The organism is Aestuariivirga sp. (assembly GCF_044238155.1).
GTDB lineage: Bacteria > Pseudomonadota > Alphaproteobacteria > Rhizobiales > Aestuariivirgaceae > Aestuariivirga.
This window is the reverse complement of sequence record NZ_JBIIDX010000015.1, coordinates 1-13708: the sequence shown is the minus strand read 5'-3', so window position 1 is coordinate 13708 and position 13708 is coordinate 1. Positions and strand designations below refer to the sequence as shown.

General features: G+C 62.3%; 15 protein-coding genes. 5 read left to right on the top strand and 10 right to left on the bottom strand.

Annotated elements, in window-relative coordinates:
• Window positions 1-60 precede the first annotated feature (60 nt).
• Complete coding sequence (locus ACILRN_RS02895; protein ID WP_395685366.1) at window positions 61-585, top strand: 2,4'-dihydroxyacetophenone dioxygenase family protein; 525 nt, start codon at window positions 61-63, stop codon at window positions 583-585.
• A gap of 10 nt (window positions 586-595) precedes the next feature.
• A complete protein-coding gene (locus ACILRN_RS02890) occupies window positions 596-1330 on the top strand; it encodes an SDR family NAD(P)-dependent oxidoreductase (protein WP_395685364.1) in 735 nt (244 codons plus the stop codon).
• Here the strand turns inward: ACILRN_RS02890 and ACILRN_RS02885 are convergent.
• The 9 genes from ACILRN_RS02885 to ACILRN_RS02845 form a co-directional block, all read right to left on the bottom strand.
• Window positions 1322-2164, bottom strand: coding sequence for an endonuclease/exonuclease/phosphatase family protein (locus ACILRN_RS02885; RefSeq protein WP_395685362.1), 843 nt, complete (start codon window positions 2162-2164; stop codon window positions 1322-1324). The two genes, ACILRN_RS02890 and ACILRN_RS02885, sit on opposite strands and share 9 nt — an antisense overlap.
• Before the next feature lie 90 nt (window positions 2165-2254).
• Window positions 2255-3622, bottom strand: coding sequence for a hypothetical protein (locus ACILRN_RS02880; RefSeq protein ID WP_395685360.1), 1368 nt, complete (start codon window positions 3620-3622; stop codon window positions 2255-2257).
• A 2-nt stretch (window positions 3623-3624) separates the two neighbouring features.
• Entirely contained in the window at window positions 3625-4320 is a 696-nt protein-coding gene (locus tag ACILRN_RS02875; RefSeq protein WP_395685359.1) for an ABC transporter ATP-binding protein, read from the bottom strand.
• Window positions 4320-5015, bottom strand: coding sequence for an ABC transporter ATP-binding protein (locus tag ACILRN_RS02870; RefSeq protein WP_395685358.1), 696 nt, complete (start codon window positions 5013-5015; stop codon window positions 4320-4322). Before ACILRN_RS02870 ends, ACILRN_RS02875 begins: the two co-directional genes overlap by 1 nt.
• Window positions 5012-5962 (bottom strand): branched-chain amino acid ABC transporter permease, encoded by a 951-nt coding sequence (locus ACILRN_RS02865; protein WP_395685356.1) that lies wholly within the window; start codon window positions 5960-5962, stop codon window positions 5012-5014. Before ACILRN_RS02865 ends, ACILRN_RS02870 begins: the two co-directional genes overlap by 4 nt.
• Window positions 5959-6840 (bottom strand): branched-chain amino acid ABC transporter permease, encoded by an 882-nt coding sequence (locus ACILRN_RS02860; protein WP_395685354.1) that lies wholly within the window; start codon window positions 6838-6840, stop codon window positions 5959-5961. The genes ACILRN_RS02865 and ACILRN_RS02860 overlap by 4 nt, the downstream gene beginning before the upstream one ends.
• An 80-nt stretch (window positions 6841-6920) precedes the next feature.
• Window positions 6921-8240 carry an ABC transporter substrate-binding protein gene (locus ACILRN_RS02855; protein ID WP_395685352.1) on the bottom strand — a complete coding sequence of 440 codons (1320 nt, stop codon included), beginning with the start codon at window positions 8238-8240 and terminating at the stop codon, window positions 6921-6923.
• Window positions 8241-8352: 112 nt separating this feature from the next.
• On the bottom strand, window positions 8353-8799 hold the full coding sequence (locus ACILRN_RS02850; RefSeq protein ID WP_395685350.1) for a MarR family winged helix-turn-helix transcriptional regulator: 447 nt from the start codon (window positions 8797-8799) through the stop codon (window positions 8353-8355).
• A gap of 2 nt (window positions 8800-8801) precedes the next feature.
• Window positions 8802-9575 carry a ferredoxin--NADP reductase gene (locus ACILRN_RS02845; RefSeq protein WP_395685348.1) on the bottom strand — a complete coding sequence of 258 codons (774 nt, stop codon included), beginning with the start codon at window positions 9573-9575 and terminating at the stop codon, window positions 8802-8804.
• Between the two features lie 86 nt (window positions 9576-9661).
• Here ACILRN_RS02845 and ACILRN_RS02840 point away from each other — a divergent pair, with 86 nt between their 5' ends.
• The 3 genes from ACILRN_RS02840 to ACILRN_RS02830 all read left to right on the top strand — a co-directional run bounded on the left by ACILRN_RS02840 (window position 9662) and on the right by ACILRN_RS02830 (window position 12916).
• Window positions 9662-11083, top strand: coding sequence for a 6-hydroxynicotinate reductase (locus ACILRN_RS02840; protein WP_395685346.1), 1422 nt, complete (start codon window positions 9662-9664; stop codon window positions 11081-11083).
• Window positions 11084-11102: 19 nt separating this feature from the next.
• Window positions 11103-11987: an SMP-30/gluconolactonase/LRE family protein gene (locus tag ACILRN_RS02835; RefSeq protein ID WP_395685344.1), complete on the top strand. Its 885-nt coding sequence runs from the start codon at window positions 11103-11105 to the stop codon at window positions 11985-11987.
• Window positions 11988-12058: 71 nt separating this feature from the next.
• Complete coding sequence (locus tag ACILRN_RS02830) at window positions 12059-12916, top strand: amidohydrolase family protein (protein WP_395685342.1); 858 nt, start codon at window positions 12059-12061, stop codon at window positions 12914-12916.
• A gap of 16 nt (window positions 12917-12932) precedes the next feature.
• Here the strand turns inward: ACILRN_RS02830 and ACILRN_RS02825 are convergent.
• Window positions 12933-13708 (bottom strand): thiamine pyrophosphate-dependent enzyme (locus tag ACILRN_RS02825; RefSeq protein WP_395685340.1); only part of this gene is annotated, 776 nt, incomplete at its 5' end.

Here is a 13708-nt window from a genome sequence, read left to right as displayed (position 1 = left end):
AGGCTTTTCCCGGACCAGCCTATAGGCTATTGAGTCATGCTTGCCGAACGGAGACTTACAATGCCAGCTGCGCCCGAGAAAAACGCCCTTCTGCCCTATCAGCTTCCCTTCCCCGTCGATGCGCTGACCGAGATCGTGATTCCGGATGCCAACACGGACGATGAACGCCTGTGGGTTCCACAGGCGGAGAATGTCTGGTTCAGGCCCCTGTGCCTCAACCGCAGCCACGGCTACTGGGTGACGCTGCTGAAGGTGCGCAAGGCAGGCTTATTGTCTCGTCACCGGCACCCGCAACCCGTGCATGGATTCGTCCTGAAAGGCCGCTGGCGCTACCTTGAGCATGACTGGGTGGCGACCGAAGGAAGCTATGTCTTCGAACCTCCGGGCGAGACACACACGCTGGTCGTGCCCGAGGATGTCGACGAGATGATCACCTTCTTCCATGTCAGCGGCATGATGCACTATGTTGACCCATGGGGCAAAAGCATCGGCTTCGACGATGTCTTCACCAAGATCGACATGTGCCGCAAGCACTTCGAGACAGTGGGCCTGGGCCCAGACTACGTGACGAACTTCGTGCGCTGAACCAGAGCTAATGGCACTCTGGCCCTCCAGTTACTTTGCTGATCGCCACGTCCTGGTGACGGGTGGCACCTCCGGCATCGGCGCCGCCATTGCCCAGGCTTTCCTGGCCGAAGGCGCGCATGTGACGGCGACCGGCATCAGCCGCGACGAAACGGACCGCGCCCGCGCACAGATGCCAGGCCTCAAAACCCATGTGCTTGACGTGAAAGATGGCGCCGCAGTGGAGGGGCTGATCGCATCCTTCAGTGAACTCGGCCATCTGGTCAATTGTGCGGGGGTGATCCGGCGTGGCACCGAGCACGATCCGGCAGTGTTCGCGGATGTTCTCAACGTCAACCTTACCGGCACAATGCGGATGTGCACGGCCGCGCGCACCAAGCTGGCGGCCTGCCGCGGCAGCATCGTCAACATTGCATCGGTGCTCAGTTACCTGGGCGGCGGACTTGTGCCAGGCTATTCCGCTTCAAAGGGCGGGATCACGCAACTCACGAAGTCGCTGGCCATCGCCTATGCGCCAGACGGCATTCGGGTCAATGCCGTGGCGCCGGGCTGGATTGACACGCCACTCACCGACGCCCTGCGCAGCAACGCCGAGCGCAATGCCGCCATTCTGGCGCGCACGCCGCTCGGGCGCTGGGGCCGGCCGGAAGACATCTCAGGTGGGGTGCTGTTCCTGTGCTCGCCGCTTGCTGATTTCGTGACCGGAACGGTGCTGGCAATCGATGGGGGCTATCTTTCAGCCTGACGGCAATGCCGGCACGGCCTGATGGCGGGTAACGCCGATCAGCGCCTTGACCGGCAGGTGATCAGAGGCAACGCGCGACAGCGCGGTCTCAACCGCTTGCATCTCATAGACCGTCACATGCTTGTTGGTGAGCACACGATCGAGCGGCCACAGCGGAAAACGCGACGGAAAGCTGGCAATCGCCATGTCAACATCGCTCAGATGCGGATCAAAGGGCCGCAGGGCGGAGCGTCCGCCGATACGCCATTCATTGGTATCACCAAGCAGGATCACCGCGCGGTCATCGACCGGGTGTGCGGCATTGAGAATGGCTTCCGCCTGACGTGCCCGGGATGAAGCAAGCAGCCCGAGATGCGCACCGATGATGCGAATGGGCATGTTCAGTACGTCGAAATCAACCAATACCGCACCACGCGGCTCGAAGCCCGGCAGCTTCATCCTGGTTACGCCGGTCACGCTGCCCGTTCGGAAGAGAATGACGTTGCCATGCCAGCCGTGGCTCAGCTTGCGCGAACCCTGATCAAGAACGGAACGGTAGCCACCTTTTTCGAGAAGGGCGCGAAGATCAAGCAGGCCGCGCCGGTTGCCAAAGCGCTGATCCGCCTCCTGCAGTGCGATGATGTCGGCATCAAGTTCGAGAACCACCTGCACCACGCGGTCCGGGTCGAACACGCCATCGGCGCCGACGCATTTGTGAACATTATAGGAGGCCACCGACAGCATGAGCGCAGGGTCTCCTGCGGCGTGGGCGGGCCGTTTCTGGCCGATCGGAGGCGGCGCCCGGCCCGCGCGGCGCGTCAAATTCCGCCGCAGGGCAGGAACAATGTGCTTCATGAGTTTCTCAACTTCGGCCAGTGGCAGATTCGAACCGGTTTCTGCTGATGAAGGTGCCTTCTCGTCGCGACATGTTCAAGGGGCTTGTTGTCAGGCAATTGACGGCGCGCCCAACAACCACAGGCCGAAGAAGGTATAGGCAATCATGCAGGCAGCCAACGGCAGCTCGAGCTTCAGGCGCTGACGACGACCGGCAACCATGTCTGCCGCCATGGAGTGCGCCACGGCAACGCCCACCACATGGCCAAGCACGATCGCCGCAGTCTGCGTGCTGTAAATGGCGAAGCTACCGGAAGCCGTGTTCTGGAACGATGCGGTGACATGCATGTGGCCAAGGCCGAGCAGGTCGCTGCCACGCTGCAACGGATCATTCAGCGCCGCTAGCAGATATTGCAGGCTGAGCAAGGTATCGCTCAGGTAATGAGCAACGTGATAGGCAATCGAGATCGGGATCAACGAGTAGACGAAGCGGCCGCAAAGAGCGGACAGGGCAACCGGCCGGCCTGCCCACAGCCAGCCCAGCGCCACCGCCACATGGAAGGCGAGTGCCATCACAACAAAGGCTCCGGCCAGGCCAAGCGTGTTGGCTTCGATCACCGCCGTCCGGCCCGGATAGTCGAGCGGGTTGACGCCGATGGCCGACAGCCAAACGAAGGTGTTGGCAAAGCCATCGAAGGTGATGGCGCTGAGCGTCAGCAGAACGAAGAGGACGCCGCTCGCAGGCAGCGGCGACAGGCTGAGCAGGCCAGACCCCGGCCAGCGCAGACCTGAACGCCCGATCGGCGCGGTGGCGGCCAGCTGCGTGAGGAACACCGAGAACGGATCGGCCTTGCCAAGCCATTCGGCTGGGCCAAACAGCGCGATGCCTGCAAAACCGATTGCCAGATATCCGATCACAGCCATGGCCAGGATCGCGGGGTCCTCCGGCGCCGGAAAGACAAGCTGAAACCAGGCAAAGGCAAAGAAAATAAAGACCGCAGGCCGATAGGACAGCCAATCCGGATAGCGAAGGGGTGGCCGCCGGCCCTGCCCGCGCCAGCCTCCGGTGAGCAGCGCGTGAAGACCGCTGAACGGGTTGATCGAGGCCCAGAGATTGCCAAGCAGCGGATGGAGCAGGACGATCGCCACCCACCACAGCGTCCAGACCGCCAGTGGCAGGAGATTTTCCGCCGGATCGCGCGGACCGACGAAGCCGATGCAGATCAGCGCGGCCAGCACACCAGCCCCGGTCAGGCTCGGCCAGCGGCCATAAAAGATGGGCGGTGCAGCAGATGGGCTACGCAGCCACCGTCCGGGCAGTGCGGCCAAAGCCAGAAAGCTGACAAGAACGGCCAAGGTCCCGCCCGCTGCGACATAGCCCGTGGGCAACAGCATCACGAAACCTCGGCCAGAGGCGTGAGCGAAGGCTGGCGAGGCAGCCAGCGCCAGGCAGATCATGCTCAGGATCAGCCGCGCCAAGTTCAAATTCCCACGTAGCGGTCAATCAGGCGCCGGTCCGCTGCCAGCTCTGCGGCAGGTTCAACTCCCGTGACCCTGCCATTCTCGACAAAGGCCACCCGGTCAGCGACTGGCAGGACGGCGTCGACCCGTTGCTCCACCAAGAGGGTGGTGACGCCATGCGCCTTGAGATCAAGCACCGACTGGCGGATGCGGTCGATCATGGCGGGCATCAGGCCCTCAGTCGGCTCATCGAGCAGCAGGAGCCTCGGGTTGATGCACAGCGCGCGCGCCATGGCCAGCATCTGCTGTTCTCCACCACTCATGGTTCCGGCGCGTTGCGTCAGCCGCTCCTTGAGGAGCGGGAAGAGATCGAGGACATGCGCAAGGACTTCCGGGCCAGATTGCCGGGTCATCAGACCGACCTTGAGATTTTCCATGACTGTCGCATCCGAGAACAGCCTGCGCCCCTGCGGCACATAGCCTATTCCCTGACGCGGCACGTCATGGGGAGCAAGCGCGGTAAGCTCGGCGCCATCCAGCAGGATGCTGCCGCGCCGCGCCGGAACCAGCCCCATGATCGCCTTGAGCGCCGTAGTCTTGCCTGCGCCGTTGCGTCCAAGCAGGCACAGGATCTCGCCCGGCTCGGCAGCAAGCGAGAAAGACTTCAGCACCTGCGCCTCGCCATAGTAGCAGTCAACGTCGCGGATCTGGAGCATCAGCCCGTTCCCAGATAGGCGCTCTGCACGGCGGCATTGGCGCGGATCTCTGCGGGACTGCCTTCAGCCAGGATGCGGCCACGATCGAGAACAGTGATGCGATGCGCGAGCGCCATGACAACCGGCATGTTGTGCTCGATGAGCAGCACGGTTGCATCCTTCGCCACCTGGCGCACCAGCGCGATGAAGCTCTCGATCTCGGCATCCGACAGGCCCTGGGTGGGCTCATCGAGGATGAGAAGCCGCGGCCGCAGCGCGAGGCCCATGGCGATCTCAAGCAACCGCTGGTGGCCGTAGGAGAGCGTAGCGGCACGCTGGCGTGCGCGGTCCTGGAGGCCGACCCGTGCCAGATATTCCAGCCCGGCCCCACTGCCAGGGCGATGTGCCGCAAGTGCGACATTCTCTTCGGCGGTCAGGTTGCCGTAGATGCTGGTGATCTGAAATGTGTAGGCAATGCCGCGCTGCACGCGGCGGAAGGCAGGCAGTGCCGTGACATCTTCACCCGCAAAGCGAATGGACCCGGCGCCGGGCGCAAGCCGACCGGAAATGAGACTGACAAAGGTCGTCTTGCCGGCGCCATTCGGGCCAATCACGGCGCGCACCTCGCCAGGCGCGAGGCTGAAGTCCACGTCACTCACGGCAGCGAGGCCTCCGAAGCTGCGCGACAGGCCGCTGGTTTCGAGCAAACAGGTCATGGCAACCACGGCAGGGCGCGTTGGCGCAAGGTACCCAGAATGCCCTTTGGAAAGAACAGGACGAGCAGAATAAGCGCAACGCCCACGGCGAGCAGACTGGCTGAGGTGAAGCCGCTGGCAAAATCAACAAGGAGAAACATCAGTGCCGTCCCGAGCACGGGGCCGAGCACCGTCGCTGCGCCTCCCAGCAGGGTCCAGAGCAACGGATGGATCGAATACTGGATCGAGGCAAGAGTCGAACCTGCATAGGCAAACATCAGGGCATAGCTGGCACCAGAGAAGGCCGCAAAGGTGCCTGACAGAACGAAAGCCATGAGCTTGTAGCGCGCAACATCGTAGCCCAGCATGGCGGTGCGGCTCTCGTTTTCGCGTATTGCAATCAACACGTGACCCATGCGCGAGCGGACGAGGCCGAGACAGATCACGATGGCCAGCGCAAGAAACGCGAGCGCAAGATTATAGCGCAGAACGGGATTGGCAAGATCCGCTTCCAGACCAAACAGACCGAAGCGGCGAAACTCATCGGCGATCACGATTCCCTCGTCTCCACGCGTATAGTCGCCGAAATAGAGGACTGTGAGGAACGCGGCCTGGCTGAACATCAGCGTCACGATCATGAAGGCCACGCCGCTGGCCCTCAACGCGACAAGTCCAATGATGGTGGAGACAAGGATACCCAGGATGATGGCCACCAGCAGGGCCTCGGGAGCGCCAAGCCCAAAGCGGGTGACGCCGAGCGCGGCGCCATAAAGACCAGTTGCAAAGAACATGGCATGTCCAAGGCTGAGAAGCCCAGTATAACCAAACAGGATATTGTAGCCGAGCGCATAGACTGCAAGCACCATGATGCGGGTGAAAGTCAGCACGACATAGTCGCTCGCCACGAATTGCAGTCCAAACAGCGCCAGAATGACAGCGGCATGCAACAGGATGACGCGAGCGTTCATCGTGCCGGCACTCCGAACAGGCCCTGCGGCCGCACCACCAGCACCAGCGCCACGGCCAGCGTCGCGATGATCGAGGCCAGCGTGGGAGTGAAGAACATCGAGATGACGCCATCGGCAAGGCCGATCAGCAGGGCCGCGATGACGCTGCCCCTGATCGACCCGAGGCCTCCGATGATGACGACGATGAAGCTCATCAGCAGCGGATCGAGACCCATGAGATAATGGGCCTGCTGAATTGGAACGATCAGCACCGCTGCGATGGCAACCAGCGCCGCACCGAGGACGAAGACCGCCGCATAGACCTGATTGACAGGAATGCCAAAGGCGGTGGCCGTTTCACGGTCGAACTGGGTCACGCGCATGACGAGCCCGAAGCGGGTCCGTGCCAGAACCCACCACACTCCCAGCAGCAGCAGTATGGAGGCAATGACCACAAACAGCTTGTAGCCGGAGAAGCCAAACCACGGAAAGGCAATGCGATAGGTGAAGGGCGCAGCGACCGGCTTGGCATCTGCGCCAAACACCGAGAGCGCGAGTTGCTGAATGACGAACATCAGGCCGATGGTGGCAACGATGGTTGCCTCCGGGTCATAACCAATGCGCCGCAACAGGAACCGCTCGGTCAGAAAAGCCAATGCTCCCACGGCCAGCGGAGCCAGCACGAGGGCTGCGAGAAAGCCCGGCAGTGGGCCGCCGGGAACGATCTTCGCAATCCACCAGGCCAGCATGGCGCCCAGCATGAAGAACTCGCCATGCGCCACATTGACGATGCGCATGACGCCGAACACCAGCGAGAGGCCAAGCGCCGATAGCGCCAGAACCGCCGCAGCGACGGTACCCTCGAGCAAGGCCAGAAGTAGATGTGGGAAGAAGGACACGGTGGGCGACGGTCTCCTGCCGTGAGGACGGACTTGGCCGGGCAAGAAGCCCGGCCATGTCATGTGTCAATCAGATCGCGTCAGAGCGGCATCTTGGTGTAGTCGGCCTCTGGCTCGTAGAGGCCCTCCTCGATGGTGGTCCGATAGACCACTTCGCCGACACCATTCTTCACCTGGGTAATATTCTGGTGGCCGAAGCTCTGGTGGATCTTGCCGTTGAAGATCTTGTCGCCCTGCGGATGCTCGTTGCCCTCGGGGATGGTGGTGATCGCCTCGGTGGCCTCGATGAGCTTGGCCTTGTCAGCCGCACCCTGATAGCCAGCCGCCTCCATCGCCTGCTTGATGATGTAGAGGGTCTCCCAGCAGCCAAACATGTGGGAATAGGTCGAGATGTCGGCCGCGTCAGAGACACTGGCCCCATTGGCATCGACGCCGACCTTGCCACGATAGAAGGTGTCCGCAGCCGTGGGGCTGGCTCCGGCAAAGCGCGGATATGCCTCCCAGAGGTAGGATCCCTCAAGGAACTCGAGACCCGGGCTCTTGAGGTCGACTGCCTCGAGACTGTCGATGAAACCAAAGAGCGGCGGATGCTCAGAACCGAAATGCTCGCCCAGTTCCTTGACAAAGGTGAGCACGGCCGGTCCGACCATGACGTGGTAGATCACTTCGGTATCCGCCGGAATCTGGGGGAAATAACGGGTGAATGAAGTTTCGGTCGGCGGAATGGGGATCAGCGCATTGACCTCGCCGCCCTGCGCCTTGATGGCAGCGGAGAAATAGTCGCGGTGATCATAGCCGAAGGCGAAGTCCGGGAAGATCATGGCAACCTTCTTGCCGACATTCTTGGCAATCCACGGCGCCATAGAAATGACCTGCGACTTCACATCGGTGATGCCGGGCTGGAAGGTGTAGCGGTTGAGCGCCCCCGATGCCACGTGATGGCCTTCGGAGACAACGTAATAGGGCAGCTTCAGTTCGCCAGCGCGGGGGGCAGAGCCCATCACCACATGGCTGAACAGCGTGCCGAAGGCCACGTCGCATTTGTGCTGGGTCGCGAATTTCTCGACCACCTCGGCGCCGCGGCCGGGGTCCGTGGCGTCGTCCTCGGCGATGATCTCGATCTGGCGGCCGTTGATGCCACCCTGCTCGTTGATGAGCTTCACCGCGGCGTTGGTGGTCTGCTCGTACCAGCGGCCATAGGCAGCGCCAATGCCGGTGCGGTGCACCTGAAAGCCCACACGGATGGGCTCCGAGGACTGGGCCTGGGCATAGCGAACGAAGCCGGGGCCGGCAGCAAGGCCACCGGCCAGCGATGCTGCGGCGCCCGCCCCTGCCAGCTTGAGCGCAGACCGGCGCGAGATGCGCCTGGCATTCGGCAAAACAAGTTTTGAATCCGTCATCGTTTCCTCCTGATTGTCTTGGCCCGCCTACGGCGGACCCGGTCTCGGCCGTGGTCAATCAACCTGAGTTCAACACGCCCGGACACCGAGTTCAACCCCGGAATGCGGTCGCTCATGAAATCCGCCGGAGGAGATCCAGCAAGAGCTTGCGCTCCGGCGGACTCAGTGGTTTCAGCGTCTGAGCGGAAATCTGCTCGCCCGGGCCGACACCGCGGCGCACGGCCTCACGGCCGCTGGCGGTGATGGCCACCAGCATGCGCCGGCCGTCATGGGGATCAGGCCTCGTCTCGACCAAGCCACGGCGCAGGAGGCGGTCGACCACACCCTTAATGGTGGCGGCATCCATGGCCGTTTCCCGGCCGAGCAAATTCTGCGACAGGCTCTCAAGCTCAGCCAGCCTGACCAGTGCCGCCCATTGCGTGGGCGTCAGCTCATCCGGCATGCATGCGGCAAAAATCGTCGTATGGCGCTGGTTGGCTCGGCGCAGGTGGAAGCCAATCTGGTCTTCGAGGCGGTAACCCCCGGGGACACTGCTTCGTTCGATTGTCCCCTTTGCCACGCTCAGCGCTCGACGAAGGCTTTTTCGATGACGTAGCTTCCCGGCTCGCTGCTGTTGCCCTCGCTGAACGAGAGGCCTTTCAGCAGGGTCGTGATATCAGACAGGAATGCGGGGCTGCCGCAGATCATCACCCTGTCATGGGCGGCATCGAGCGGCGCCAGGCCAAGATCGGAGGCAATGCGGCCCGTGCCCATAAGTTGGGTGATGCGGCCACGGTGCCGGAACTCCTCACGGGTGACGGTCGGATAATAGAGCAGCTTGGCACGGATTTCCTCACCCAGCAGTTCGTCCGCCGGAAGGTCGTTCTCGATCGCCTGGGCATAGGCCAGTTCGGCGGCAAAACGGCAGCCATGCACCAGAACCACCTTCTCGTAGCGCTCATATACTGCGGGGTCCTTGACCAGGCTCATGAAGGGGGCAAGGCCGGTGCCCGTGCCAAGCAGATAGAGATTGCGGCCTGGAAGCAGATTGTCGACCAGCAGCGTACCGGTGGGCTTGCGGCCGACCAGGATCTTGTCACCCGCCCGGATGTGCTGGAGCCTCGAGGTCAAGGGTCCGTCAGCCACCTTGATCGACAGGAATTCCAGCTCTTCAGCGTAGTTCGGGCTGACCAGGCTGTAGGCGCGCAACAGCGGCTTGCCGTCAACCGGCAAGCCGATCATCGTGAATTGCCCGTTCTCGAAGCGGAAAGCGGGCGAGCGGGTGGTCTTGAAGCTGAAGAGCCGGTCCGTCCAGTGATGGACGCTCAGAACTTCCTCCTCGAAGAGAGTGCTCATGGGATCGCTCGGCAGATTTTTGTTTGTATACAAATGAAAATTATGAGATCATTCGATTGCTGTCAATCTTTTGTCTGGAAGCCTGCATGGACGACCAGCCCGGCAAGATCCGCTGCGATGCCTGCCCTGTGCTCTGTTACATCCGCGAGGGCATGCTGGGCGCCTGCGATCGCTATGCCAACCGCGGTGGCGTGCTGACGCGCGTCGACCCGCATGTACTGCTGGACAGAACCTCATCTCGCGGCGGCGAGATGGTTCCGTTCCTCCCGACATCGCAGGACTGGGATGGGCGTATCCTGCGCGAACCCCGGACCTTCGTGACCGCGATCGGCGCAGGCACTACCTATCCCGACTATAAGCCCGCGCCCTTCATCGTGTCAGCCGAGGTCGACGGCGTCGACATGGTCACGGTCGTGACCGAAGGCATATTCAGCTATTGCGGGCTGAAGGTGAAGATCGACACCGACCGTCACCTCGGTGACGAGCGCGCCGCCGTGCGGGTGGATGGCGAGCAGGTCGGCCATGTCACCACTGCGGAATATGGCTCGCAGATGCTGTCACTGGGCGGCGTCAGGCATCTTACCGGAGGCTCGAAGAAGGAAGGCCGCGTTACCTGCGAGACCATGCTGTCGCTGGCCAATGGCCATCCGGTGGAGGCCGTCGTGGACGGCGGTGCCTCGATCGTCATTGCAGCAGGCAAGGCGCCGGTCATCAATGGCCATGTGGAAGAGCGCATGCGGGTGGGCTGCGGCTCCGCCACCATCGGCATGTTCGCCAGGCAGTGGCTTGGTCTCGTTGACGAGGTCGTGGTGGTGGATGACCACATCACTGGCGTGCTCTCCGAGCATCAGGCCGGAAAATTCCTGGGCGTACGCGACACCGGGATCAAGATGAAGGGACACCGTTCCACGCCCGGCCGCTACTTCAAGGTCGCGCATCCAGGGACGGGCTGGGGCGGCACCGACCTCACCGACCCGCTCAGCATCTTGAAGCCCTTCGACCCCAGGGAGGCATGGCCCGGCCTGCGCATGCTGATGGTGTCCACCACGGGTGAGCATTACACCTATTACGAACTCGACGAGACGCTGACGCCCGTCGAAAAGAATCTGCCGCCCGCACTGCAGTTGTCAGTCGAACGCATTCGCGAGAACTGCGAACCAGCGCTCTGCTCTGTATTGTTCATGGCGGGCGCTGGCGGATCGCTGCGCGCGGGCGTCACCGAGAACCCGGTCCGGCTCACCCAATCCGTCAAGCAGACATCGACACGCGTAACCGCGGGTGGCGCGCCCTGCTATGTCTGGCCGGGCGGCGGCATCACTTACATGGTCGACGTCACAACGTTGCCAGCAAATGCCTTCGGCTCGGTTCCGACACCGGCTCTGGTGGCGCCCATTGAATTCACCATGCCGCAAGATGCCTATGCGGCAATGGGCGGGCACATGGACCAGATCCGCCCAGTGAAAGACGTGGTCGCCGGGCAGGGCAAGGTCTGGATCAAGACGCAGTAACGCGGAGGGCGAAAGGGCCATGGCCGGAGCAAGCTGGACAATCGCGGCACAAACGCACGACAGGCTCGGCGAGAGCCCGATGTGGCATCCCGACCATAATGCGCTCTACTGGATCGACTGGTATGGTCCCACACTGCACCGCAGGATCTGGGGTCAAGATGAGCTCCGGAGCTGGACCATTCCCGACACCAGCATGATCGGCTCCTTCGTGTTCGCCAGCGGCGGCAGGCTGATGCTGGCAGTCGATTCAGGCCTTGTTCTGTTTGATCCGGAGACCGGCACAACCAGCGCCTTTGCTGACCCGAACGGGGGCCGCGAGAACGTGCTCTACAACGACAGCAAGCTGGATCGCTTCGGCCGGCTTTGGGTCGGCACGTTCGAGGTTACTGAAACCGAACCACGGGGCATTCTGCATTGCGTTGAAGCTGATGGAAGCTCGAGCATTGGCGACAGCGGCTTTGCCGTTTGCAACGGGCCCGCTTTCTCGCCAGATGGCGAAACCATGTATTTCAGCGATTCAGCCGGCCGGCGCATACTGGCTTATGACGTTTCACGGATCTCGCGGGCGCTCAAGCGCCGCCGCGTGTTCGCCCAGTTCGGGGATGGCGAGGGACTGCCGGACGGTCTCACGGTTGACGCGGAAGGTGCCGTATGGTGCGCGCACTACGGCAGCGGCCGTGTCAGCAGATTTGCGCCAGATGGCAGGGTGTTACAATCCATCACGCTGCCCTGTCCCGTGGTCACGGCGCCGGCCTTCGGTGGCCCTGATCTGACAACGCTGTTCGTTACCACCGGATGGAGCCCCGGCGTGACCCGGGCAGCAGACGAGCCGGGGCCTGGCGGCGGCGTTCTTGCTCTGGAGACAGGCATCAGGGGGCTCGCGGAACCGGTTTTTGCCATTTGAAGAACAGCATGGCAACACGTGACGGCGGCGGACCACTCGTCTAGACAGGGATCATCAGAAGGCAGGCAGACATGATTGATTTCCCCATCACCGATACCCACGTTCATTTGCTCGACATCAAGAAATTCAAATATAGCTGGGCGTCAGGCGCACCAAAGCTGGTCCGGGACTGGTCGGTTGCGGACCTGGAGCAGCGGGCAAAGCCCTACACGCTCGAAAGCCTCGTATTCGTCGAAGTCGACGTCGACATGCCACAGCATCTCGAGGAGGCCGACTGGGTGCAGTCGCTCGCCCGAAGCGATGCACGAATCAAGGGCTGCGTCGCCAGCCTGCCGATGGAAAAAGGGCCAGCACTTGAACCGGACATGGCGCGGCTTGCGAAGCTGCCGGTGATGCGCGGCATCCGCCGCCTGATCCAGAATCAGCCAGACCCGGACTTCGCGGTGAAGCCAGATTTCGTCGCGGCAGTGAAACTGCTTCCCAAGTACAATCTGAACTTTGACATCTGCATCTATCATCACCAGTTGCCAGCAATACTGTCTCTGGTGCGGAAATGCCCGGAGGTCTCCTTTATCCTTGATCATATCGGCAAGCCTGGCATCAAGGATGGCCTGATCGAACCCTGGAAGAGCCACATCCGTGAACTGGCAGCCCTGCCCAATGTGATGTGCAAGCTCTCCGGTGTCACCACAGAAGCGGATCATGCGTCGTGGACGCGAGACCAGCTCCGGCCCTACATCGACCATGTGATCGACTGCTTTGGCTTCGACCGGCTGATGTATGGAGGAGACTGGCCGGTTTCAGAACTGGCAGGGCGCTACACCGACTGGCTCGAGGTTCTCGACTGGGCCACGGCTGGCGCCACAGCCGCGGAAAGGCGCAAGCTCTTCCGCGACAATGGCATCCGCGCCTACCGCCTCGGCATGTAAGGCAAGCGCCGCGCCCTCAGACCGTCTGGACGCGCATGTCCTTTGCGTCGATCCCGGCAACCGCGACGGGCTTCTTCATGGCGTCGCGCCGGAAGGGCTCGCCCAGTTCCTGGTTGATGAGCGCCTCGATGAGTGTCGTCTTCTTGTGCTTCATCTGGTCTTCGACTGCCTTGGCAAGCGCATCGCGAAGCTCATCCATGGTGCGCGCCACCACGCCCTGAAGACCGCAGGCCTTGGCCACGCCGGCATATGAGACATGCGTGTCCAGCTCAGTGCCCACGAAGTTGTCATCATACCAGAGCGTGGAATTGCGCTTCTCGGCGCCCCACTGATAGTTGCGGAACACCACCATGGTGATGGCCGGCCACTCCTTGCGGCCGATGGCCGTGAGTTCGGTGCAGGCGATACCGAATGCGCCATCCCCGGCAAAGCCTACGACGGGAGTATTCGGGCAGGCGATCTTTGCGCCAACGACGGACGGCAGACCGTAGCCGCAGGGTCCGAACAGGCCGGGCGCAAGATATTTCCGGCCCTCCTCGAAGCTAGGATAGGCGTTGCCGATCGCGCAGTTGTTGCCGATGTCGGAAGAGATGATGGCATCCTTGGGCAGCGCGGCCTGGATGGCCCGCCACGCCATGCGCGGGCTCATCCAGTCTGGCTTGGCCTTGCGGGCGCGCTCGTTCCATGTGGTGCCGGGATCGTCATCTTCATGGTCCATGGACGAGAGCTGCTGGGCCCAGCGCGACTTGGTGGTGGCAATCAGATTCTTGCGCTCCTCACGGCCCTGATTTC